At 69.5% G+C, this 23,239-nt stretch carries 21 protein-coding genes, 1 pseudogene and 1 riboswitch; of the genes and pseudogenes, 10 read left to right on the top strand and 12 right to left on the bottom strand.

Annotated elements, in window-relative coordinates; genetic code table 11:
- Nucleotides 1–53: 53 nt before the first annotated feature.
- The 3 genes from ACIBBB_RS16605 to ACIBBB_RS16595 all read left to right on the top strand — a co-directional run bounded on the left by ACIBBB_RS16605 (nt 54) and on the right by ACIBBB_RS16595 (nt 2,942).
- Nucleotides 54–1,058, top strand: a complete 1,005-nt coding sequence (locus ACIBBB_RS16605) for a tetratricopeptide repeat protein (RefSeq protein ID WP_398982782.1) — start codon at nt 54–56, stop codon at nt 1,056–1,058.
- 169 nt (nt 1,059–1,227) lie between these two features.
- On the top strand, nt 1,228–1,923 hold the full coding sequence (gene def / locus ACIBBB_RS16600; RefSeq protein ID WP_398982450.1) for a peptide deformylase: 696 nt from the start codon (nt 1,228–1,230) through the stop codon (nt 1,921–1,923).
- Between the two features lie 281 nt (nt 1,924–2,204).
- Nucleotides 2,205–2,942, top strand: coding sequence for a D-Ala-D-Ala carboxypeptidase family metallohydrolase (locus ACIBBB_RS16595; protein ID WP_398982448.1), 738 nt, complete (start codon nt 2,205–2,207; stop codon nt 2,940–2,942).
- A gap of 25 nt (nt 2,943–2,967) precedes the next feature.
- Here ACIBBB_RS16595 and ACIBBB_RS16590 read toward each other — a convergent pair whose 3' ends face one another.
- The 7 genes from ACIBBB_RS16590 to ACIBBB_RS16560 all read right to left on the bottom strand — a co-directional run bounded on the left by ACIBBB_RS16590 (nt 2,968) and on the right by ACIBBB_RS16560 (nt 9,838).
- A complete protein-coding gene (locus ACIBBB_RS16590; RefSeq protein WP_398982446.1) occupies nt 2,968–3,930 on the bottom strand; it encodes a GlxA family transcriptional regulator in 963 nt (320 codons plus the stop codon).
- Nucleotides 3,931–4,087: 157 nt separating this feature from the next.
- Nucleotides 4,088–4,528, bottom strand: coding sequence for a DUF2809 domain-containing protein (locus ACIBBB_RS16585; protein WP_398982444.1), 441 nt, complete (start codon nt 4,526–4,528; stop codon nt 4,088–4,090).
- Nucleotides 4,529–4,729: 201 nt separating this feature from the next.
- Entirely contained in the window at nt 4,730–4,918 is a 189-nt protein-coding gene (locus ACIBBB_RS16580) for a hypothetical protein (protein ID WP_398982442.1), read from the bottom strand.
- A 7-nt stretch (nt 4,919–4,925) separates the two neighbouring features.
- A complete protein-coding gene (locus ACIBBB_RS16575; protein ID WP_398982440.1) occupies nt 4,926–5,519 on the bottom strand; it encodes a GNAT family N-acetyltransferase in 594 nt (197 codons plus the stop codon).
- 58 nt (nt 5,520–5,577) lie between these two features.
- Nucleotides 5,578–6,597: a ribonucleotide-diphosphate reductase subunit beta gene (locus tag ACIBBB_RS16570; protein WP_398982438.1), complete on the bottom strand. Its 1,020-nt coding sequence runs from the start codon at nt 6,595–6,597 to the stop codon at nt 5,578–5,580.
- The gene (locus tag ACIBBB_RS16565; RefSeq protein WP_398982436.1) at nt 6,597–8,987 is read right to left on the bottom strand and encodes a ribonucleoside-diphosphate reductase subunit alpha; all 2,391 of its coding nucleotides are present in this window, start codon (nt 8,985–8,987) and stop codon (nt 6,597–6,599) included. Before ACIBBB_RS16565 ends, ACIBBB_RS16570 begins: the two co-directional genes overlap by 1 nt.
- A 145-nt stretch (nt 8,988–9,132) precedes the next feature.
- Nucleotides 9,133–9,265, bottom strand: a riboswitch (cobalamin riboswitch).
- Nucleotides 9,266–9,316: 51 nt separating this feature from the next.
- The gene (locus tag ACIBBB_RS16560; protein ID WP_398982434.1) at nt 9,317–9,838 is read right to left on the bottom strand and encodes a GNAT family N-acetyltransferase; all 522 of its coding nucleotides are present in this window, start codon (nt 9,836–9,838) and stop codon (nt 9,317–9,319) included.
- A gap of 78 nt (nt 9,839–9,916) precedes the next feature.
- Between ACIBBB_RS16560 and ACIBBB_RS16555 the strand changes: the two genes are divergently transcribed.
- A complete protein-coding gene (locus tag ACIBBB_RS16555) occupies nt 9,917–10,501 on the top strand; it encodes a Uma2 family endonuclease (RefSeq protein ID WP_398982432.1) in 585 nt (194 codons plus the stop codon).
- Between the two features lie 63 nt (nt 10,502–10,564).
- Here ACIBBB_RS16555 and ACIBBB_RS16550 read toward each other — a convergent pair whose 3' ends face one another.
- The 3 genes from ACIBBB_RS16550 to ACIBBB_RS16540 form a co-directional block, all read right to left on the bottom strand.
- Nucleotides 10,565–10,771 carry a YbdD/YjiX family protein gene (locus ACIBBB_RS16550; RefSeq protein ID WP_398982430.1) on the bottom strand — a complete coding sequence of 69 codons (207 nt, stop codon included), beginning with the start codon at nt 10,769–10,771 and terminating at the stop codon, nt 10,565–10,567.
- Nucleotides 10,768–12,960 carry a carbon starvation CstA family protein gene (locus tag ACIBBB_RS16545; RefSeq protein ID WP_398982428.1) on the bottom strand — a complete coding sequence of 731 codons (2,193 nt, stop codon included), beginning with the start codon at nt 12,958–12,960 and terminating at the stop codon, nt 10,768–10,770. The genes ACIBBB_RS16550 and ACIBBB_RS16545 overlap by 4 nt, the downstream gene beginning before the upstream one ends.
- Before the next feature lie 225 nt (nt 12,961–13,185).
- Nucleotides 13,186–13,950, bottom strand: coding sequence for a GntR family transcriptional regulator (locus ACIBBB_RS16540; RefSeq protein WP_078075156.1), 765 nt, complete (start codon nt 13,948–13,950; stop codon nt 13,186–13,188).
- A 280-nt stretch (nt 13,951–14,230) separates the two neighbouring features.
- Here ACIBBB_RS16540 and ACIBBB_RS16535 point away from each other — a divergent pair, with 280 nt between their 5' ends.
- From ACIBBB_RS16535 to ACIBBB_RS16520, 4 genes are all read left to right on the top strand, one after another.
- Complete coding sequence (locus tag ACIBBB_RS16535; protein WP_398982426.1) at nt 14,231–15,532, top strand: sugar ABC transporter substrate-binding protein; 1,302 nt, start codon at nt 14,231–14,233, stop codon at nt 15,530–15,532.
- 202 nt (nt 15,533–15,734) lie between these two features.
- Nucleotides 15,735–16,754 (top strand): carbohydrate ABC transporter permease, encoded by a 1,020-nt coding sequence (locus ACIBBB_RS16530; RefSeq protein WP_398982424.1) that lies wholly within the window; start codon nt 15,735–15,737, stop codon nt 16,752–16,754.
- Nucleotides 16,751–17,650 carry a carbohydrate ABC transporter permease gene (locus ACIBBB_RS16525; protein WP_398982422.1) on the top strand — a complete coding sequence of 300 codons (900 nt, stop codon included), beginning with the start codon at nt 16,751–16,753 and terminating at the stop codon, nt 17,648–17,650. Before ACIBBB_RS16530 ends, ACIBBB_RS16525 begins: the two co-directional genes overlap by 4 nt.
- 6 nt (nt 17,651–17,656) lie before the next feature.
- Complete coding sequence (locus tag ACIBBB_RS16520; protein ID WP_398982420.1) at nt 17,657–19,183, top strand: glycoside hydrolase family 3 protein; 1,527 nt, start codon at nt 17,657–17,659, stop codon at nt 19,181–19,183.
- A gap of 94 nt (nt 19,184–19,277) precedes the next feature.
- Here the strand turns inward: ACIBBB_RS16520 and nagB are convergent, their stop codons facing one another.
- A complete protein-coding gene (nagB, locus tag ACIBBB_RS16515) occupies nt 19,278–20,060 on the bottom strand; it encodes a glucosamine-6-phosphate deaminase (RefSeq protein ID WP_398982418.1) in 783 nt (260 codons plus the stop codon).
- Nucleotides 20,061–20,240: 180 nt separating this feature from the next.
- Between nagB and ACIBBB_RS16510 the strand changes: the two are divergent.
- Nucleotides 20,241–20,893, top strand: a pseudogene (locus ACIBBB_RS16510) (SIS domain-containing protein); the annotation flags it as partial.
- A gap of 358 nt (nt 20,894–21,251) precedes the next feature.
- Nucleotides 21,252–22,745, top strand: coding sequence for a histidine kinase N-terminal domain-containing protein (locus ACIBBB_RS16505; protein WP_398982779.1), 1,494 nt, complete (start codon nt 21,252–21,254; stop codon nt 22,743–22,745).
- A 234-nt stretch (nt 22,746–22,979) separates the two neighbouring features.
- Here the strand turns inward: ACIBBB_RS16505 and ACIBBB_RS16500 are convergent, their stop codons facing one another.
- On the bottom strand, nt 22,980–23,237 hold the full coding sequence (locus tag ACIBBB_RS16500; protein ID WP_004937597.1) for a WhiB family transcriptional regulator: 258 nt from the start codon (nt 23,235–23,237) through the stop codon (nt 22,980–22,982).
- Nucleotides 23,238–23,239: the final 2 nt, after the last annotated feature.

The following is a 23,239-nucleotide window of genomic DNA, read 5'->3' as shown; positions in this document are numbered from 1 at the left end:
AGTCCAAGAGGGTGTCCGGGGGCACAGACCCGAGCGACCGGCAGGCGGGAATCGTGAAGATCTTCGGGAAGGTACGGCATCGGCCCTCCGCCTCGTGGCGGCAGGCCACCGACCGCGCGTTCACGCTGATCGGCGACGGACGGTACGAGGACGCGGGTGCGCTGCTCACCCGGGCGGCGGATCTGGAGCCCTGGCTCTCCGAGTCCTGGTTCAACCTGGCCCTTCTGCACAAGTTCCGGCACGACTGGGAGCAGGCGCGGGCCGCCGGGCTGCGCGCCGTCGCGCTGCTCGACAAGGAGGCCGGGGCACCCGACTGGTGGAACGTCGGCATCGCGGCCACCGCGCTCCAGGACTGGCCGCTGGCCCGGCGGGCCTGGCAGGCGTACGGCCTCAAGGTGCCCGGCAATCAGTACACGGCCGCGGCGACCGGTGAGCCGGTCGGTATGGAGCTGGGCAGCGCGGCCGTCCGGCTCTCGCCCGAGGGCGAGGCCGAGGTCGTCTGGGGCCGCAGGCTCGACCCGGCCAGGATCGAGATCCTCTCCATCCCGCTGCCGTCCTCGGGGCGCCGCTGGGGCGAGGTCGTCCTGCACGACGGCGTGCCGAACGGCGAGCGTACGACCGCCGCCGGTGCGAACGGCTCCGCGCGGGCCTTCCCGGTCTTCGACGAGATCGAGCTCTGGGCGCCGTCTCCCGTGCCCACCTGGGTGGTGCTGCTGGAAGCGGCGACCGAGTCCGACCGGGACGCCCTGGAGCGGCTCGCGGCCGACGCGGGCTTCGCCGCCGAGGACTGGTCGTCCTCCGTACGGTTGCTCTGCCGGGCCTGCTCGGAGAGCCGGATGCCGAGCGCCGAGGGCGACGGCGAGCACCTGGACCCGCACGACCACAGCGAGCCGGGACACCCCGGGCCGCTCGGTCACCGTACGGAGGGCGAGCTGTGGGTGCCCGAGCGCGAGTGCGGGATAGCCGCGCCTCCCGGACTGGTCCGCGGCCTGCTCGACGGCTGGGTCGCCGACAGCCCGGACACACGTGAGTGGCGGGATCTCGAAGAGGTCTGCTGACTCGAAATCCGCCGAAGGCGGGACGGGGGTGGCGGGGGCGAGGGGGGCAGGTTCTCGGGCATCGAGCCGACGACGCGACCACGGGCCGTAGGCTGTACGGGCACATCGCGCAGGCAGCAGGCAGCGGTGTACAGGCAGCAGCGGGTACCGAGGAAGGCGTACTGCGGACATGGCGCAGCAGGAGACGGACCAGATGACCGAGAGCGGGACCTCCCAGGCGGAGCGGGGGGACGGGTCCGTCGCGGGCGGCGAGGGGATTGTCGACGACGAGGGTTTCCTCGTCGACTCCACGGACGCGGAGGCGCGTGAGCTGGCGTACCGCGAGCGCGGCACGTCGCGGCCGATCACCGTCGTCGGCAATCCGGTCCTGCACAAGGAGTGCGCGGACGTCACCGAGTTCGACGACAAGCTCGCCGCGCTCGTCGACGACATGTTCGCCAGCCAGCGGACGGCGGAGGGCGTGGGCCTGGCCGCCAACCAGATCGGCGTGGACCTGAAGGTCTTCGTCTACGACTGCCCCGACGACGACGGGGTACGGCACGTCGGCGTCGTGTGCAATCCGGTGTTGGACGAACTCCCGCCCGAGGACCGCAATCTGGAGGACGGCAACGAGGGCTGCCTCTCCGTGCCGACGGCGTACGCGGAGCTGGCGCGGCCCGACTACGCGGTGGTGCGGGGCCAGGACGTCCAGGGCAAGCCGATCAAGGTGCGAGGCACCGGCTACTTCGCGCGCTGCCTCCAGCACGAGACGGATCATCTGTACGGATACCTGTACATCGACCGGCTCTCGAAGCGCGACCGCAAGGACGCGCTGCGGCAGATGGAAGAGGGCACGCCGCGCTACGAGGTCGTGCCGAACGCCTGAGTGCCCGAAGTCCGCGTGTGGCGGGCGACGACGGCCGACGGGCCGCCGACGGCGGCGGCGGATGACGGTTGATCACGGCCGGACACGGCCGGACACGGCTTCTGAGCGGCCCCGTTCCCGATCCCCGGGAGCGGGGCCGTCGACGTCGCGGTGGACAGCGGGTGAAGTGCCGGGCCCCGGCGCCATTGGTCCGACAAATGACCCTGGTGGGCGCCCGGTTGACGCGCGTCGACCCTTCCGCCACGCTCTGCCGTACATCTCGCCTTGAATCTGGAGACCCGATGTTGCGACGTACCGCAAGACTTCTGCTCAGCCTTGTCATGACCCTGTCCTTCGCTGTGGCGGGGGCGGTCGTCACTGCCGGCCCCGCGCAGGCCGACGGCTGCTACACCTGGTCCGGCACTCTCTCCCAGGGGTCCAGCGGCGCCGCTGTGACCCAGCTCCAGATCCGCGTGGCCGGCCACGTGGGCAGCGCCGCCCCGCTCGTCATCGACGGCGAGTTCGGACCGGCGACCGCCGCCGCGGTCAAGCGCTTCCAGTCCGCCTACGGACTGGCCGCCGACGGCGTCGCGGGCCAGAACACCTTCAACAAGATCTACGACCTCCAGGACAACGACTGCACGCCGATCCACTTCACCTACGCCGAGCTGAACACCTGCAACTCCACCTGGGCCGGCGGCGCGGTGAGCGCGGCGACCGCCAAGTCCAACGCACTGCGCACCATGTGGAAGCTGGAGGCGATGCGGCACGCCATGGGTGACCAGCCGCTCCGTGTCACCAGCGGTTTCCGATCGACGGCCTGCAACGCGGCGGTCGGCGGAGCGAGCAACAGCCGCCATCTGTACGGTGACGCCGCCGACATCGGGTCCGGCCCGCACACGTTGTGCGGCCTGGCCCAGAACGCGCGTAACCACGGCTTCAACGGGATCCTCGGCCCGGGTTACCCCGGTCACAACGACCACGCCCATGTCGACCACCGCTCGGGCCGCTTCTGGTCCGCGCCGAGCTGCGGTATCTGACGGCTCTCTCGTACGTCCGGGGGCCTCACGCGACGCGCGTGGGGCCCCTGAACGTACGCCGGTACGCGTTCGGGGTCGTCCCGAGCGTGCGCATGAAGTGGTGACGCAGGCCCGCCGCGTTCCCGAAGCCGGACCGGCCGGCTATCGCGTCGACCGTCTCGGCCGTCCCCTCCAGCAACTCCTGTGCCAGCAGGACGCGTTGGCGCAGCAGCCAGCGGTACGGAGTGGTCCCCGTCTCCTGCTGGAACCGGCGCGCGAAGGTGCGGGGCGACATATGGGCGCGCTCCGCGAGCTGTTCGACGGTCATCTCACGGTCCAGATGCCGCTCCATCCAGGCGAGCACCCCGCCGACCGTGTCGCACGCGGTGGGCAGCGGGCGCTCGATGAACTGGGCCTGCCCGCCGTCGCGGTGCGGCGGCACCACCATGCGCCGGGCGATGGCGTTGGCGACCTCGGGGCCGTGCTCCTGGCGGACGACGTGGAGGCAGGCGTCGATGCCCGCGGCCGTACCGGCGGAGGTGACCACCGGGCCGTCGTCCACGTACAGCACGTCGGGCTGCACGTCGGCCAGCGGGTACGCCTCCGCCAGCTCGGCGGAGTGCATCCAGTGGGTGGCGCAGCGGCGCCCGTCGAGCAGCCCGGCGGCGCCCAGGGTGAACACGCCCGCGCAGACGCTGAGCACCCGCGCGCCCCGGTGTACGGCCCGGCGCAGCGCGTCCAGCAGCTCCGGCGGGTAGTCCCGGACGACGTACGTGTCCCCGGCCGGCACGCAGATCAGATCGGCCGCCTCCAGGCGGTCGAGCCCGTGCAGGTCACCGATCGTGAACCCGGCGTGGGTACGGAGGACGGGGCCCTCGGCCGAGACGACGGCGAAGTCGTAGACGGGCAGGCCCTGCGCGCTGCGGTCGAGGCCGAAGACCTCGCAGAGCACGCCGAGTTCGAAGGGGTGCACGCCGTCGAGCAGGACGACGGCCACGTTCTTCAGCATGGCACCAGTGTGGCAGTAATTCGACGGTTCATGACAGTCCTGCCACTGCCCCTTGCTCCATGGAACGACGACAGTGGAGGCATGAACTCAATCGGTGGTTACCTCCTCGTACTTGCCCTTTTCGGCCTTCTCGCCCTTCCCGGGCTCATCGGACACCTCAGGGAGCGCGCCATCGACCGCCAACTGCGGCGCGCGGAGCACCCGGAGGAACCTGAGCCGCCCGCCGGCCGCTCACCCACATATGCGCCGGCGCGGCGGCAGCCGCACCGACCGCGTACCACAGCAGGTCAGGCGCATTGAAGGTCGAGCCGAGCACAAGCCGCACGACCACACTCCGCTCGGCCGGCCCGGCGGTCACCCCGGTGAGCTGAAGCAGCTCGACGGCGCAACTGAGGCCGAGCGCCCCGGCTCCGGCGACGAGGGGCCGCACGCGGGGAGCGGCCAGCACGATCAGGACGTACACGAGCACGGTGTACAGCGCGACCCCGCCGTACTTGGCGACGTCGCCGCCCGCGACAACCCTGATCCCGAGCCCGGCACCGACGGTCCCGCCGGCGACTGCCGCTGCCACCAGCCGCGTACGTGCGAGAACACCCATGCGGGGAGCCTATGCGGCCGTGCGTGGACGGGGGGCGGGGCGGCCTCCGGCTCAGTTGCCACGGGGGGCAGTTGAGCCGGGGGTGCCGTCACGCGCACTGGTCGATGTGATGGCCGCGCCACGGCCCTTCAGGCTGGGCTCAGGACGTGCGGAATGAACTCCGCGACCGGGATCTCCACCATGAAGATCTCGCCCGCCTGTTCAGGAGGTTCGCGCCAGAACCGCAGAGTGACCGTCAAACACGGCGAGGCGGAACTGCTTGACGAATGCCATGTTGTCGTCGCAGGTCAGCCACTGTCCCGCAGCCCACAGGTCTACTCGGCGCAGCGCGTGGTCCCACTCGCCGACCTCGGCGGCGAACCTGTCCTTGTCTCCCAGAAGTACGGTCACAGCGGGCTCAGTCTGCGGCGTGTGCCTCGGTGGTGGCGAAGGTGATGAACGTGCGCCAGGCGTCAGCCACCGCCTCGCGCCGCAGCTCCCACGTCCGCAGCTTCACGCTGCGCGTGCCGCTCTCCCTCAGTACCAGTGGCTCGTCCGTGAGGTGGAAGCCCGTGCCGCGCGCCACCGCCGTGCTCGCCGTGTTGCCCGGTTGTATCCGGAGCACCGCGCGCCGTACCGGCGCGTCGTGGAACGCGTGGGTGAGCATCAGGCGTACGGCTCGGGAGGCCAGGCCCTGGCGGCGGTACGGGGCGCCGATTCCATAGCCGAGTTCGACCTCCGAGCCGTCCTCCGCCGCGACGAACAGCAGCACCTCGCCCATCGGGGTCTGCCCGTCCGTCGTGATGGCGAGCTGGAGCGCCTGGCCCGATGCCCGGCGTTCGTGGGCGCGGGCCACATACGCGCGGGCCGCGGTCTCGTCGAACGGCGCTCGCAGCGGCGTCCAGCGGTCCATCTCGGGCTCGTCGAAAAGTGCGGACAGGGCGGGGACGTCCGCCTCCGTCCATTCGCGTAGTTGAAGGCCCTCCCCCTGGGGGAGGGGGGTGTGAAACATGGGGTCATAGTGCCGGGGCCCCGTGGCACCCGCCATGGGGCCCCGGCAGTTCCGCTTTCTAGAAGTCGTCGTCGAAGCCGACCGTGCCCTCCACCGCCACCTGGTACGCCGACGGGCGGCGTTCGAAGAAGTTCGTCAGTTCCTGGACGCCTTGCAGTTCCATGAACGAGAACGGGTTCTCGGAGCCGTACACCGGTGCGAAGCCCAGGCGCTGGAGGCGCTGGTCCGCGACGCACTGGAGGTATTCGCGCATCGACTCCGTGTTCATGCCCGGCAGACCGTCGCCGCACAGGTCGCGGCCGAACTGGAGCTCCGCCTCGACCGCCTCCTTCAGCATGTCGGTGACCTGCTGCTGGAGCGCGTCGTCGAAGAGGTCCGGCTCCTCCTTACGGACGGTGTCCACCACCTCGAAGGCGAAGTTCATGTGCATCGTCTCGTCGCGGAACACCCAGTTGGTGCCGGTGGCGAGCCCGTGCAGCAGGCCGCGCGAGCGGAACCAGTAGACGTACGCGAACGCTCCGTAGAAGAACAGGCCCTCGATGCAGGCCGCGAAGCAGATCAGGTTCAGCAGGAAGCGGCGCCGGTCCGACGAGGACTCCAGGCGGTCGATCTTCTCCACCGAGTCCATCCATTTGAAGCAGAACCGCGCTTTCTCGCGGATCGACGGGATCTCCTCGACCGCGTCGAACGCCGCGGCCCGGTCAGCCGGATCGGGGAGGTAGGTGTCGAGCAGCGTCAGATAGAACTGGACGTGCACGGCCTCCTCGAAGAGCTGGCGGGAGAGATAGAGCCGCGCCTCGGGGGAGTTGATGTGCTTGTAGAGCGTCAGCACCAGATTGTTCGAGACGATCGAGTCGCCCGTCGCGAAGAACGCGACCAGCCGGCCGATCATGTGCTGTTCGCCGGGGGAGAGCTTGGCCAGGTCGGAGACGTCGGAGTGGAGGTCGACCTCCTCCACCGTCCAGGTGTTCTTGATCGCGTCGCGGTAGCGCTCGTAGAAGTCCGGATAGCGCATGGGGCGCAGCGTCAGTTCGAAGCCCGGGTCGAGCAGATTCTTCTCGGCGGAGGTGGACGTCATTACTGGCAGGCCTCGCAGGACTCGGGGTTTTCCAGGGAACAGGCGATCGCGTCGGAGTCCGGCGCCATCCGCACGGGTGCTGTGGCCGCCGCCGGCTGAGACTTCGCCGCGCGGGCGATGCGCGTCGCCGGGCGCGAGCGCAGGTAGTACGTCGTCTTGAGGCCCTTCTTCCAGGCGTACGCGTACATCGAGCTGAGCTTCCCGATGGTCGGCGTCTGGAGGAACAGGTTCAGCGACTGGCTCTGGTCGAGGAACGGTGTGCGCGCCGCCGCCATGTCGATCAGGCCGCGCTGCGGGATCTCCCAGGCCGTGCGGTACAGCTCGCGCACATCGGCCGGGATCCAACTGAAGCCCGCCACCGAGCCGTTGGACTCGCGCAGCGCCTCGCGGGACTGCGCGTCCCACACGCCGAGGCGCTTCAGCTCAGCCACCAGATAGGCGTTGACCTGGAGGAACTCGCCCGACAGGGTCTCGCGCTTGAAGAGATTGGAGACCTGCGGCTCGATGCACTCGTAGACGCCCGCGATGGAGGCGATCGTCGCGGTGGGCGCGATGGCGAGCAGCAGCGAGTTGCGCATCCCGCTCTTCGCGACGCGCGCCCGCAAGGCGTCCCACCGCTCGGGCCAGTTGAGCGACACGTCGTAGTGGTCCGGGTGCAGCACGCCGCGCGCCGCGCGGGTCCGGTCCCAGGCCGGCAGCGGGCCCTCCCGCTCGGCGAGGTCGCAGGACGCCTCGTACGCGGCGAGCATGATCCGCTCGGAGATACGGGTGGAGAGCGCGGTGGCCTCGGCGGAGTCGAACGGCAGCCGCTTCTTGAAGAAGACGTCCTGGAGGCCCATCACACCCAGGCCCACGGGGCGCCACTTGGCGTTGGAGCGGCCCGCCTGCTCGGTCGGGTAGAAGTTGATGTCCACGACCCGGTCGAGGAAGGTCACGGCGGTCCGGACGCTCTCGTCCAACCGCTCCCAGTCCAGCTCGCCCGACTCCGTCACGAACGCGCCGACGTTGACCGAGCCGAGGTTGCAGACGGCCGTCTCGCCGTCGTCCGTGACCTCCAGGATCTCGGTGCACAGGTTCGACGAGTGCACGACGGCGCCCGGCTCGGCGGTCTGGTTCGCCGTACGGTTCGAGGCGTCCTTGAAGGTCATCCAGCCGTTGCCGGTCTGGGCGAGGGTGCGCATCATGCGGCCGTACAGCTCGCGCGCCGGGATGGTCCTGCGGGCCTTGCCCGCCGCCTCGGCCGCGCGGTACGCCGCGTCGAAGCCGTCGCCCCACAGGTCGACCAGTTCGGGCACGTCGGAGGGCGAGAAGAGCGACCAGACGCCGTCCGCGTCGACCCGGCGCATGAACTCGTCGGGGATCCAGTGCGCGAGGTTCAGATTGTGCGTACGGCGGGCGTCCTCGCCGGTGTTGTCGCGCAGCTCCAGGAACTCCTCGATGTCCGCGTGCCACGTCTCCAGATAGACGCAGGCCGCGCCCTTGCGCCGGCCGCCCTGGTTGACGGCGGCGACCGAGGAGTCCAGCGTCCGCAGGAACGGCACGATGCCGTTGGAGTGCCCGTTCGTGCCGCGGATCAGTGAACCGCGGGCGCGGATGCGGGAGTACGAGAGGCCGATGCCGCCCGCGTGCTTCGAGAGACGGGCCACCTGGTGGTAACGGTCGTAGATCGAGTCCAGCTCGTCCAGCGGGGAGTCCAGCAGATAGCAGGACGACATCTGAGGGTGGCGGGTGCCGGAGTTGAAGAGCGTGGGGGAGGAGGGCAGGTAGTCGAGCCGGCTCATCAGGCCGTACAGCGCGGCGACTTCGTCCACGGCGGCCGGGGAGTCGTCCTTGGCCAGCCCGGACGCGACGCGCAGCATGAAGTACTGCGGCGTCTCGATGACATGCCGGGTGATCGGGTGCCGGAGCAGATAGCGGCTGAAGAGCGTGCGCAGGCCGAAGTAGCCGAAGCGGTCGTCCGCGTCCGGGTCGATCATCGCGTCGAGACGGGCGGCGTGGCGGGTGACGAAGGCGGCCGTACGGTCGGCGATCAGGCCCTCCGCGTGGCCCACCGCGACCGAGGAGGAGAACGAGACGGCGCCCTGGCCCGCGGCCTCGTCCGCGATGGCGCGGGTGAGGAGGCGGGCGGCGAGACGGGAGTACGCGGGGTCCTCGGAGATCAGCCCGGCCGCGGCCTCGGTGGCGAGCGCGCGCAACTCGGCGTCGTCCGAGGCGGCGTTGCGGCCACGGAGCGCGGCGGCGGCGACCTTGCCGGGGTCCGTGTCGGCCAGATCGGCGGTGAGGTCCGTGAGGGCCCGCAGAAGGCCCGTCCCGGGGCCGTCGGCCGGCCCGGCGGTCTCCCGTTCCCGCTCGGCGATGGCTGAAGCCGGATCGGCTGGCGCGATGGTCACGTGGTGCTCTCCCTCGCTCGGTTCCGGGCCAGGGGGAGGGCATGGCGGCGCACGCCCGCGTACGCCGTCCCGGAACCGGGCGGCGAGCGGTGCGGCGTCCACCGGCCCTGCCTCGGAGCCCGGACGTCTCGGCACCCGGACCGGTCGATCCGGGAGCGCCGTCGGCAAGTGCTCGGACTCGCGGGCACGACAAAGCGCACCACAGCACACCGTTGCGGGACAGTTCCGGATTCCCACCGGATTCTCCTGCGGCGACAGCAGACTTGAGCATACATGTGGGGTTGGTTGGGAGCAGCACCCCCCACATGTTGTGTCGGGGATGGCTCGTCTCAGATCTCCAGGCTGTACGTGAGTAGTACAAGTTCCGGATACGGCGCCCAGTCCCGCTCCGGCGTCCGTACGAAGCCCAGCCGCTCGTAGATCCGGTGGGCGGACAGCATCGCCTTCTGGGTGGAGAGCCGCACCCGTACGCATCCGGTGGCCCGCGCGCGGTCCACACACGCCCGCACGAGCGCCCCACCGACCCCGCGCCCTCGGCCGCCGGGCGCGACGGCCAGCATGCGGAACTCGGCCTCACCGTCCCCGGCGAGATCGGCCCAGGCCGACCCGGCACCGACGTAGGCCACCCCACCGAGCAGGGTCCCCGCACCGTCGACGGCCACGAGCACCTCGCTCCCCTCGGCCCGCCCGGCGACATCGCGCAGGGTCTTCAGATAGGGGTCGCCGGTCCCGAAGTCCAGCAGCCCGTCGTCCAGATAGGCGCGGGCGGTTATCTCCCCGAGGGCGTCGTACTCGGCGGGCTCGGCCGCTCTGATGGTGAAGTCGCTCTCCGACCTCGTCTTCTGATCCATGACAGCAGTGTGCGATATCGGTACGACAGCGCTTTGTCAGAGGGCGCCGCATCGTTGAGTACAGAGCGAGGAGGGTCCATGACCGTGACCACTGACCGGAACCATCTGGAGACGAGCGTCTTCGACGAGCTCACCCTGATAGTGGCCCGCACGGACGAGCGCGTGCGTATGGAACTGATCGACGGGAAGCTCAGGAGCAAGGTAGTGCCGGACGGGGATCACGGGCGCATCATCGAGTGGCTGCTTCGCATCTGCATGCAGTCGCGGCCAGAGCTGTTCCTCTACCCGGATCAAGGGCTGAAGGTGCAGGCCTATCGCAGTGGCCGTGCCCGGCCGGACGGTTCTCTGGCGCCCAGCGGCGCCTTTGTCGGTCAAGGCGAGTGGGCTGCCCCCGAACCGGTTCTGATGGCCGTCGAGGTCACGTCGTACGACTCCGACACCGACGCGCGCGGCCGGGTGGAGAAGCCCCGCGCCTACGCCGAGACCGGCATCCCCGTCTATCTGCTGATCGACCGGGACTCCTGCGAGGTAACCGTCTACAGCGAGGCGGACGGCGTGCGCTACGAGAGTGCCCGCACGGTGCCCTTCGGCAAGACGGTCGCTCTGCCCGGCCCGGTGGACATCACCCTGGAGACCGAGCAGCTCAAGGACTGGGTGCGCTGACACCCGCTCCCGCACGGTGAAGGGCCGCCGCTCCCCGCAGGGGAACGGCGGCCCTTCGCTCGCTCAGCAGCAGCGGAATCCTTCTCTCGGGTCCGCCTCGCGGGCGTCCGTCCGGCCGCGTTCGAAGGCGCGGCGTGTCATGGGCTCCGTCGTGGGGTCGCAGGCGCGCGTGTGGGCCACGTAGTGGTCGTACGCCGACTCGCCCGTCAACTCCCGTACGTACCAACGGATCCGGCCCACCGCCTCGCGCACCTTCGACGCCGACGTCATGACGGGTCCGCCCCGGCGGACGCCTTCGCCTGGGCGGCGGCCAGCTCCGCCTTCTCCTCCTTCGTGGGGATCAGGCCCGCCGGTGCGACGATCTCCGACTTCACGTACGGCGTCTCCGACAGCTTCACGCTCTCCGGGTGGCGGATCGCCTTGTAGCAGACCCGTGCCGCGTCGGCGATGACCACGATGATCAGGATCGCGAAGAGCGCCGAGAGGACGCCGTCCACCGTCGAGTTGGTGACGACCGTGTGCATGTCGTCCATGGTCTTCGCCGGCGGGATCACCTCGCCGTTGTCGATGCCCGTCCGGTAGACGTCCCGCTGGGTGAAGAAGCCGACCTTCGGGTCGTCGGAGAAGATCTTCTGCCAGCTCGCGGTCAGCGTGACCGCCGCGTCCCAGGCGAGCGGAACGGCCGTCACCCAGGCCCATTTGAGCCGCCCGGACTTCACCAGCAGCGTCGTACACACGGCGAGCGCCACCGCCGCCAGGAGCTGGTTCGCGATGCCGAACAGCGGGAAGAGCTGGTTGATGCCGCCCAGCGGGTCGTGCACGCCGACCCAGAGGAAGTAGCCCCACGCGCCCACGACCACGGCGCTGGCGAACCAGACGCCGGGCTTCCAGCTGACCTGGCGCATCGGCTTGTACACATTGCCGAGCATGTCCTGGAGCATGAAGCGTCCGACGCGCGTACCCGCGTCCACCGTCGTGAGGATGAACAGCGCCTCGAACATGATCGCGAAGTGGTACCAGAACGCCTTCAGCCCCGCGCCGCCGACGACGGACGAGAAGATGTCCGACATCCCGAGCGCGAAGGTCGGCGCGCCGCCCGTGCGGGACAGCAGGCTCGACTCCTCGACGTCCTTGGCCGCCTGGGCGAGTTGGTCGGGCGAGATCGTGAAGCCGAGGTTGGCGACCGCCTGCGAGGCGGATTCGACCGTGCCGCCGATGACACCGGCGGGGGAATTGACCGCGAAGTACAGACCCGGGTCGATGATGCACGCCGTGATCATCGCCATGATGGCGACGAACGACTCGGTGAGCATCGCGCCGTACCCGATCATCCGGATCTGGGTCTCCTTCTGCACCATCTTCGGCGTGGTGCCCGAGGAGATCAGTGAGTGGAAACCGGACAGCGCGCCGCACGCGATCGTGATGAAGACGAACGGGAACATCGAACCGGCGAAGACCGGACCGTCCCCACGGCTCGCGAACTCGGTGACCGCGTCCATCTTCATCGTCGGCAGCGCGACGACGACACCGATCGCCAGCAGCGCGATCGTGCCGACCTTCATGAAGGTCGACAGATAGTCGCGCGGCGCCAGCAGCATCCAGACCGGCAGTACGGAGGCCAGGAAGCCGTACACGATCATCCAGATGACCAGCGTGCCGGCCTCCAGCGTGAACGTGTCCGCCAGTGAGGACTCCGCGACCCAGCCGCCGGCCACGATCGCGAGCAGCAGCAGCGCCACACCGATGAGGGAGACCTCGCTGACCCTGCCCGGCCGCAGTACCCGTAGATACACGCCCATGAGGAGCGCGATCGGGATGGTCATCGCGATGGAGAAGACGCCCCACGGCGAGTCGGCCAGCGCGTTGACGATGACCAGTGCCAGCACCGCCAGCAGGATGATCATGATGAGGAAGACCGCGATCAGCGCGGCGGCGCCGCCGAACGGGCCTATCTCGTCACGGGCGATCTGGCCGAGCGAACGGCCGTCGCGGCGCGTGGAGAAGAAGAGCGTGACCATGTCCTGGACCGCGCCCGCGAAGATGACGCCCGCGACGATCCAGATGGTGCCCGGCAGATAGCCCATCTGCGCGGCCAGCACCGGCCCGACGAGCGGTCCCGCGCCCGCGACGGCCGCGAAGTGGTGGCCGAAGAGCACCCGCCGGTCGGTGGGGTGGAAGTCCACGCCGTTGTCGAGCCGTTCGGCGGGCGTGGCCCGCGTCTTGTCGACCTTCAGTACCCGCCGCGCGATGAATCTGGAGTAGAAGCGGTAGGCGATCGCGTACGAACCGAGTGCCGCCGCCAGCATCCAGGCGGCGGAGACTTCCTCTCCGCGCGACAGCGCGAGGACACCCCAGCCGACCGCGCCCACCAGAGCGACGAGCGCCCATGTCGCGATCGCCTTCGGCGTGAGACGCCCGGACGAGTTCTGCGCGGAACTTGCTGGTGCCGGCTCTGGCATGGCGAGTCGTCCCCTCACTGGTCACCTGCTGAAACTCGCAGGAAATCTAAGGGACCGTCTCGGCATGCGTCACCCCCCGTCCGCATTTCGGTAAGGCAACGTTGTACGTGCCCCACGCGTGCGCCGGTTCCGGAACGTACCGCCTGACGTGCTCTTTTGCCGGTCTCGTTCGGTCTGACTGGGTCTGGCCCGGTCTCGGCCGGTCTCGCCCGGTGCCGCCCGACCTCAGTCGGTGGGCCGGCGCAGCCGCGCCACGAACTTGTACCGGTCGCCCCGGTACACCGAGCGCACCCACTCCACCGGTTCCCCGGCGGTGTCGATCGAGTGCCGCGAGAGCATCAGCATCGGCAGGCCCACATCCGTACCGAGCAGCCCCGCCTCGCGCGGGGTCGCCAGCGATGTCTCGATCGTCTCCTCGGCCTCCGCCAGATGGACTCCGTACACCTCCGCCAACGCCGTGTAGAGCGACGTGTACTTGACGAGCGAACGGCGCAGCGCGGGGAAACGTTTGGCCGAAAGGTGTGTGGTCTCGATGGCCATCGGCTCGCCGCTCGCCAGCCGCAGCCGCTCGATGCGCAGCACGCGTCCGCCCGCGGTGATGTCGAGCAGCCCGGCGAGCGTGTCGTCGGCGGTGACATAGCCGATGTCGAGCAGTTGGGAGGTCGGCTCCAGGCCCTGTGCGCGCATGTCCTCGGTGTACGAGGTGAGCTGGAGCGCCTGCGAGACCTTGGGCTTGGCCACGAACGTGCCCTTGCCCTGGATCCGTTCGAGCCGGCCCTCGACGACCAGTTCCTGGAGCGCCTGGCGCACCGTGGTGCGCGAGGTGTCGAACTCGGCTGCCAGCGTGCGCTCCGGCGGTACGGGCGTGCCCGGGGGCAGCGTTTCCGTCATATCGAGCAAGTGCCGCTTCAGCCGGTAGTACTTGGGTACGCGTGCGGTACGAGTGGCTGCCCCGTTCTCGGTCTCGGTGCCGCCCCCGTCCGTGGCCATGGTCTGCCTTCCCGAGTCCTGCGCTGCTGCCGTCACCGGCTCCTCCGTCTGTCGCGGCTCACATGGTGGCACGGTCCGGTCGCGGGTCGTCTCCCCGATCCAGGTGTCGGTCCGATAACGGACACGACAGCCCTCTTATACACCCTTGACACCCCTAAAGGTCTAGGCCAAGCTCCCCGTACTGGTCTAAACCATTAAAGACCAGGTCCCAGCCCCGGTGGTACTCGTCGTAAGTCTTCGCGGTGGGGAGGGGGTTGCAGGAATCCCTGAGGAGGGTGGCGTGAAGCGCAAGCTCATCGCGGCGATCGGCGTCGCGGGCATGATGTTCTCGGTCGCGGCGTGTGGATCCGACGACAGTGACTCGGCGAAGGACCCGAAGGACCGCAAGGACACAGTCACCGTCTGGCTGATGGTGGACGCGCAGAGCACCTGGCCGGAACTGGTCAAGGACGTCAACGCGCAGTTCAAGGAGAAGTACCCGAACGTCAAGGTCGACGTCCAATACCAGCAGTGGGCGGACAAGGCCAAGAAGCTCGACACCGCGCTCGGTGGTGACAAGTTCCCGGACGTGGTCGAGCTCGGCAACACCGAGACGATGCAGTACATCCTCAACGGCGCCGTCGCCGAGATCGATCCCAAGAAGTACGACAACTCGGACACCTGGATCCAGGGCCTCAAGGACACCTGCACCTTCGAGGGCAAGCAGTACTGCGTGCCGTACTACGCCGGTGCGCGCGTGGCCATCTACAACACGGACATGCTCAAGAAGGGCGCCGGCCTCGACACGCTGCCGGAGACCGAGGACGAGATGCTCGCGGCCATGGACAAGATCGCCGCGGAGAACGGCAAGAAGGACAAGCGCTCCTCCAGCCTCTATCTGCCGGGCCGTTACTGGTACGCGGCCATGTCTTACGTCGCCGCGTACGACGGCAAGATCGCCGAGTACGACGAGGGCGCGAAGGAGTGGAAGGGCACGCTCTCCTCGCCCGAGTCGCAGAAGGGCATCCAGCACTTCATCGACCTGGTCAAGAAGTACAACAAGGCCGATCAGACGAAGGACGAGCAGGACCACGCCAATGTGATGGCCAACGAGAAGGCGGCCCTCATCTACGGCAACGGCTGGGAGTCGGGCTCCGTCGTCGACGGCAAGAACAACGGCAACCCGAAGCTTGAGGGCAAAATCCTCACCGCCGGAATGCCCGGCCCGAACGGCAAGGCGCTGCCCTCCTTCATCGGCGGCTCCGACCTCGCCATCACCAGCAAGTCCAAGGTGCAGGATCTGGCCGAGGACTGGGTCTCGATATTCACCAGCGAGAAGTCCATGGAAGTCCTCGCCGGCAAGAACATCCTGCCGAACAACGAGAAGCAGCTGGAGCCGCTGAAGGCGAAGCCGGAGACGGCGCCGATCGCCAACGCTGTGCCCGACGCGTGGTTCACCCCGATCGCGCCCGGCTGGACCTCCATCGAGAAGGAGGAGGTCCTGGAGAACATGCTCCTGTCGATCCTCAAGGGTGACTCCGTGGCCGACGCCACGAAGGAAGCGGACTCGAAGATCAACGAACTGATCAACGAAGAGTCCTGACCCCAGGTCCTCAGCCTCGGCCAGGGACTCCAACCAGGAGTCCCGGCCCGGGATCTTGAGCGCCAGGGCCTCCGGTGCCCCCGCCCCCGGAGGCCCGTCGGCTCACGGGCGGGCGGGCGGGGGCCCGGTCACGACCGGGCCCCCGCTCCCCGCCCTTTCGGGCGCGGGATCGGTGCAGAGAATGAAACGGAAGGTCAGTCACGTGACTGCTGCCGACACGCAGGAGGCCGCCGGACCGCCGGCGCCCCCGGTACCGCGTGACCCGAAAGGGACAGACGGCCGGCCGGGCCCGGAGAAGGAGACGGTCCGGGCCACCGGGAAGAGACGCCGCAAGAAGGGTGAACTCCTTCCGTTCCTGCTGATCCTCCCGGCGATCGTCGCCATCGCCGCCGTCTACGCCTTCCCGCTCACCAAGACCGTGATCATGTCCTTCCAGGACATGGGCCGGCGCGAGCTGTGGACCGGGGAATCGCCGCCCTGGGTCGGCTTCGAGCAGTTCACGAACATCCTCGGTGACGAGGAATTCTGGTCCGTCACCGGCCGTACCGTTCTGTTCATGGTCGTCTGTGTCGGCCTCACCATGGCGATCGGCCTGCTGGTCGCGATGATGATGACGCGGCTCTCCACCTGGGTGCGCCTGACCCTGACCGCGGCACTGATCGCCGCCTGGTCGATGCCCCTGATGGTCGCCGCCTCGATCTTCCGCTGGCTGTCGGACTCCGACTACGGCCTGCTGAACACCCTGATAGCCAAGGTCGCCGGCGACGACTTCCTCGGCCACAACTGGTTCCTCGACCCCTGGCAGGGCTTCGCGATCATCACGCTGCTGGTGGTCTGGGGCGCCGTCCCGTTCGTCGTGATCACGCTGTACGCGGCCCTCACCCAGGTCCCCCGTGAGCTGGAGGAGGCGGCGGCCCTCGACGGCGCCGACGTCCGCGGTGTGTTCCGCTTCGTGACCTGGCCCGTCATCCGCCCGGTCTTCGTCATGGTCACCACGCTCTCGGTCATCTGGGACTTCAACGTATTCGGCCAGATCTGGCTGTTGCGCGGCAACAAGCCCGAACCTGAGTACGAGACCCTCGGCCTCTACTCCTTCTCCAAGGCCTTCGAGTCCACCTCCTTCAGCCAGGGCACCGCGATCGCCCTGATCACCGTCCTTCTGCTCTCCGGCGTGGCCGTGTTCTACCTGCGTCAGCTGATGAAGACAGGAGAGGTCGAATGAGCACCTCAACCTCCACCGCTCCCGCGCCCGTTCCGGCCAGGCCCCCGGTCGCCGAGCAGAAGCTGCGTCCGGACCGCAAGAAGTCCCGCGGCGTCTACGACGTGCTGGGACTCCTCTTCGCCGTCGTCATGGCGTTCCCGGTGTACTGGCTGGTCATCAGCTCGCTGCGGCCCAACCACGAGATCCGGTCCTACGACCAGACGCTGTGGCCCTCGTCGATCACCTTCGACAACTTCGCCCGCGCGGTCGACCAGCCGAACTTCTCCACCGCCGTCCAGTCCAGCCTGATCGTCTCGGTCACCGCGGTCGTCGGCGGCATGATCATCGCGACCCTGGCGGCCCTGGCCATCGGCCGGTTCAGATTCTTCGGCCGCCGCGCGCTGCTGATGGTGCTGATCCTCGTCCAGATGCTGCCGCCGACGGCGATGCTGATTCCGATCTACGCCCAGCTCAACGCGATCGGGGGCCTGGACGAGTACTGGGGCCTGATCATCGTCTACCTGGTGTCGACCCTGCCGTTCGCGATCATCATGATCCGCGGCTTCGTCGTGAACATCCCGGTGGAACTGGAGGAGTCGGCCATGGTCGACGGCTGTACGCGGATGGGCGCCTTCCGGCGGGTGATCTTCCCGCTGCTGGCCCCGGGGCTCGCGGCTGCGTCGATCTTCGCGCTGGTCAACGCGTGGAACGAGTACCTCTTCGCGTACATCCTGATCAACGACAATTCCAAGTACACGCTCAATGTGTGGCTCATGACGTTCACCACCGAGCGCGGCACCGACTACGGGGCGCTGATGGCGTCCTCGACCCTGATCGCGCTGCCCGTGGTGGTGTTCTTCATGATCATTCAGAAGAAGATGGCGACCGGTCTGACATCCGGCGCAGTAAAGGGATAGCGCCGTATGACCACTCTCACGCACAGCTCGGACACGCTGACCCGCGACGCCCTCGCGGTCCTCCAGCCCGGCTTCCACGGCACCACGGCCCCGGACTGGCTGCTGCGGCGCATCGGCGAAGGTCTCGCGTCCGTCGGTCTCTTCGGCCGCAACATCAGCTCACCGGCCCAACTGGCCGCGCTCACGGCCCAATTGCGGGTCGAGCGGGACGACATCCTCGTCGCCATCGACGAGGAGGGCGGCGACGTCACGCGTCTCGAAGTACGGGACGGGTCGTCCTTCCCCGGCAACTACGCGCTCGGTTCGGTCGACGACGTCGACCTCACCCGCGCCGTCGCGCACGAGCTGGGCAGCCGGCTCGCCGCGTGCGGCGTCAACCTCAACTGGGCGCCGTCCGCCGACGTCAATTCCGACGTCGACAACCCCGTCATCGGCGTCCGGTCCTTCGGCGCCGATCCGGCGCTCGTCTCCCGTCACACGGCCGCCTATGTGGAAGGACTCCAGTCCGCCGGGGTCGCGGCCTGCACCAAGCACTTCCCCGGGCACGGCGACACGGCCGTCGACTCGCACCACGCGCTGCCGCGCATCGACGTGGACTCCGACACACTGCACGCCCGTGAGCTGGCACCTTTCCGGTCGGCGATCACCGCGGGTTCCAAATCGGTGATGAGCGCGCATATCCTGCTCTCCGCGCTCGACCCGAACCGCCCCGCGACTCTCAGCCCGCGGATCCTCACCGGGCTGCTCCGTGAGGAGCTGGGCTTCGGCGGTCTGATCGTCACCGACGGCATCGAGATGCAGGCCATCGCGTCGACGTACGGCATCGAGCGCGGCTCCGTCCTCGCCGTCGCCGCGGGCGTCGACGCGATCTGTGTCGGCGGCGGTCTGGCCGACGAGGAGACCGTCCTGCGACTGCGCGACGCGTTGGTCACCGCGGTACGGGAAGGCGAACTGCCCGAGGAGCGACTGGCCGACGCGGCGGCGCGGGTACGCGCCCTCGCCGACTGGACGCTCCGGGTGAGGGGGGCTTCGGGGCCGGGCGCGGCGGCACAGGAGGGGACCGCGCCCGGCAACGGCGGCTCCGCCGAGGGCGCCGGCATCGGTCTGGTCGCGGCGCGGCGCGCCGTGCGCGTGACGGGCACGGTCGAACCTCTCAAGGAGGCGCCGTACGTCGCCTCCTTCGCGCCTGTCGCGAACATCGCCGTCGGGGACGAGACCCCCTGGGGCGTCGCGGCCGAACTGGCGGCGCTGCTGCCGGGCACCGAGGCAGCTACGTACGGCAGTGAGATCGGCGCGGCCGAGGTGCTGGCCGCGGCCGGGGAGCGCAGGATCGTCGCCGTCGTACGCGATGTGCACCGGCACTCCTGGATGGCGGCCGTCCTGGACGGCATCCTCGCGGTCCGCCCCGACACCGCCGTCGTGGAGATGGGTGTCAACTACGCCGAGCCCACCGGGAGCCCGCACATCGCCACGTACGGCGCCGCGCGCGTCTGCGGCCGGGCGGCGGCGGAAACCCTGACGGGCCGCGCCTGAGCACGCGCCCACACGCACGACGGAGGCCGGGGACCTTGGGGGGTCCCCGGCCTCCGTCGTGTCCGCGCGGGCTCGAAGTGCCCGCGGATACGGCCTAGATACCCTGCCAGTCCGGCTTGGCGGCGTATGTGTCGCGGAAGTAGTCCGCGAGCTTCAGTTTGGACGCGGCGGCCTCGTCGACCACGACGGTGGCGTGCGGGTGGAGTTGGAGCGCGGACGCCGGTACGACGGCGGCCACCGGCCCCTCCACGGTCTGCGCCACCGCCTCGGCCTTGCCCTCGCCGGTGGCCAGCAGCACCAGGTGACGGGCCTCCAGGATCGTGCCGATGCCCTGGGTGATGACGTGGTGCGGGACCTCGTCCGGGCTGTCGAAGAACCGGGCGTTGTCCTGCCGGGTCTGGCGGGTGAGCGTCTTGATACGGGTACGCGAGGCCAGTGACGAGCACGGCTCGTTGAAGCCGATGTGCCCGTCGGTCCCTATGCCCAGCAACTGGAGGTCGACCCCGCCGGCCTCGGTGAGCGCACGGTCGTACGCCTCGCACGCCGCCTGTACGTCCTCGGCGGCGCCGTCCGGTCCCATGAACGCGTCCTCACCGAGCCCGAGCGGCTCGACGACCTCGCGCAGGACCACGGAGCGGTACGACTCCGGGTGCCCGGCCGGCAGGCCGACGTACTCGTCCAGCTGCGCGATGCGGGCGCCCGACGCGTCCACCTCGCCGGCCCGGACCTTGGCCGTCAGCGCCTGGTAGATGGGCAGCGGGGTCGAGCCGGTGGCCACCCCGAGCAGGGCGTCGGGCTTACGGCGCAGCAGGTGCGCGATGGTCTCCGCGATGAGTTCGCCGCCCGCCTCGGCGTCCTGGACGATGACAACTTCCACGCTGCGCCTGCCGATCTGGTGAAGGGGCCTCTGACAAATGTGGTATAGACCAATCTAGCAGAGGGGGCGACGGTGGCGAGGCCCGTTCCGCCGACGGGGGAACGGGTTCCCGTGGTCGACTGGTTCGGGCCCCCTGGACGCCGCCCCGCGGCCATCTTCAGCCATCTGGAGGCACCCGGCATGTCCGCGATGAATCCTTCCGAAGAGGCCGCGCGGCTCGCGCGGACCGATCCGCCGGGCCGGATGATGGCCACCGAGATGGCCGAACAGCCGGCCATTCCGCGCCGCATCCTCACGGAGGGCGCGCCGCACATCCGTGCCGTCGCCGCCGAGATCGCCGCCCGCGGCCCCCGTTTCGTCCTGCTCACCGCGCGCGGGTCCTCCGACCATGCCGCGCTCTACGCCAAGTACCTGCTGGAGATCCGCCGGGGCATGCCCTGCGGGCTCTCCTCCATGTCCACGACGACGGCCTTCGGCGCCCGGCCGGACCTCCGCGACGTACTGGTGATCACGGTCAGCCAGTCGGGAGGTTCGCCGGACCTGGTGGACTCCACCCGGGCCGCGCGTGCGGCCGGGGTGGCGGTCACGGGTCCGCGGCGAACGTCCTGCCGGACCTCGCGGAGCGGATCCTGGACCGCGCGGACGAGGTGCGCACCCTCGCCTCCCGCTACCGCCTCGCCGAACGGATGGTCATCACCTCGCGCGGCTACGGCTACCCGACGGCCAAGGAGGCCGCGCTCAAGCTCATGGAGACCAGCTACATCCCCGCGCTCGCCTACTCCGGCGCCGATCTGATGCACGGCCCGCTCGCCATGGCCCGGGGCGAGGACCCGGACGCCCCGCGCGCCCTGGCCAAGATCACCGAGACCCACTGAGCCGCCGGTCCGGCCCCCGGAGACACCCACGGGCCGCGGCGCCAGGACGGGACCCTCAGCCCGTCCGGCACCGCAGCCCGGAGTTGCAACGGCCACGAGGGCCGTGAGAGAGGTATCGACGCAGTCAGGGCAGAGAGCGCCGGTTACCCCGTTCCGTCCTCCTGTGCGGGGAGGACGGAAGCTTTACCCAAGCATTGTGGACTAGACCATTCCCGTCTGTCCATCGATCGGGGAGGGCTTTTTCCAGCCCATCCACGACCACGTGGAGCGGACCGTCCCGGTTCACCCCACGGGTACGCTCGCACCTGTGCCCTCCATGAACGACCTCGTACGCCAGCACACCGCCCTGACCGAGTCCGATCTCGAATGGCTCCATCTGCTGGTCTCGGAGTGGCAACTGCTCTCCGACCTGTCCTTCGCCGACCTTGTCCTCTGGGTCCCCACCCGCGACGGCGCCCGTTACGTCTCCGTGGCCCAGATGCGCCCCAACACGGGCCCCACGTCCTACCAGGACGACATGGTCGGCCACCTCGTCCCCCGGGGTCGCAGACCGCTCCTGGACGCCGCGCTGGACGAGGGCCGGATCGTGCGGGAGGGGGACCCGGAGTGGCGTGAGGAGGTCCCGGTGCGGGTGGAGTCGATCCCCGTACGCCGTGAGGGCCGCGTCCTCGGCGTCATCGCCCGCAACACCAACCTCCTCACCGTCCGCACCCCCAGCCGGCTGGAGCTCACCTACCTCCAGTCCGCCTCCGACCTCGCGCAGATGATCGCCGCCGGATCGTTTCCCTTCCCCGGCCAGCAGGTCGACATGGACGCCTCGCCCCGCGTCGGCGACGGCCTGATCCGGCTCGACGCCGACGGCCTCGTCCAGTACGCGAGCCCCAACGCCCTCTCCGCGTATCACCGGCTGGGACTCGCGTCCGACCTGGTGGGACATCACCTCGGACAGACGACCGACGAACTGGCCCCGGTGCGCGGCCCGGTGGACGAGGCCCTGGTCAAACTGGCCAGCGGCTACGCCCCGCGCGAGACCGAGGTGGAGAGCGGCGCCGGCGTCATCCAGCTGCGCGCCATCCCGCTCAAGCCGAAGGGCGTCCGGATCGGCTCGCTGATCCTGTGCCGGGACGTCACCGAACTGCGGCGGCGTGAGCGCGAGTTGATAACGAAGGACGCCACGATCCGGGAGATCCACCACCGGGTGAAGAACAACCTCCAGACGGTCGCCGCGCTGCTCAGGCTCCAGGCGCGCCGGATGGACTCGGAACAGGGCCGCGAGGCCCTCAACGAGGCGGTGCGGAGGGTCGGTTCCATCGCCATCGTCCATGAGACGCTGTCCCAGAATCTGGACGAACGCGTCGAGTTCGACGAGATCGCGGACCGGGTGCTCGCGATGGTCTCGGAGATCTCGCCCGGCAAGACGGTCCGCCGGACGGGCCGGTTCGGCATCCTGGACGCCGAAGTGGCCACGCCGCTCTCGATGGTCCTCACCGAGATCCTGCAGAACGCGCTGGAGCACGCGTTCGCGACGGGGGAGCGCGGCACGGTCGAGGTGCACGCCGTCCGCAGCGGCGGGAGCGGACCCAAACGCCCCGGCGACAGCGGTCGTTCGGACGCCCGGCTGCTCATCACCGTCCAGGACGACGGCCGCGGACTGCCCGAGGGCTTCGACCCGCGGCGGGCCGGCAATCTGGGTCTGCAGATCGTACGGACGCTGGTGGAAGGCGAGTTGGGTGGCGGGTTCGACATGCTTCCCGGGCAGGAGCGGGGCACCCGGGTGATCCTCGACATCCCGGTGGAGCCGCACAAGTAGTCGAGGGCATCCCGGTGCAGCCGCACAAGTGCACGAGCGGCAGAGGCGGTCGAGCCGCGCGAATGGCCGAACGTGCCGGTCACAGCAACGAGCCCCGGACCGTGATGACGGTCCGGGGCTCTGCCTCAAGCTCTGTTACGTTGCGCATCGGGGGGTACTGCGCGCTGCGGTTCGGGGGCGGGGTTATGCGTACACGCTGTACGCGCCGCCGTGCTCAAGGTCGGTGCGGGGGGCTCAGGCGGTCGCGTTACGCGCCCGGTTGCGAGCGGCACGGCGCTTCATCGCGCGGCGCTCGTCCTCGCTGAGGCCACCCCAGACACCCGAGTCCTGACCGGACTCGAGCGCCCACTGCAGGCACTGCTCCATGACGGGGCAGCGACGGCAGACGGCCTTGGCTTCCTCGATCTGCAGCAGCGCAGGACCGGTGTTGCCGATGGGGAAGAAGAGCTCGGGGTCTTCCTCGCGGCAAACGGCGTTGTGACGCCAGTCCATGG

The sequence above is a fragment of the Streptomyces sp. NPDC051217 genome (assembly GCF_044455465.1).
Taxonomy (GTDB): domain Bacteria; phylum Actinomycetota; class Actinomycetes; order Streptomycetales; family Streptomycetaceae; genus Streptomyces.
The sequence above is the reverse complement of the archived record's forward strand: the minus strand, read 5'-3'. Positions and strand labels throughout refer to the sequence as shown.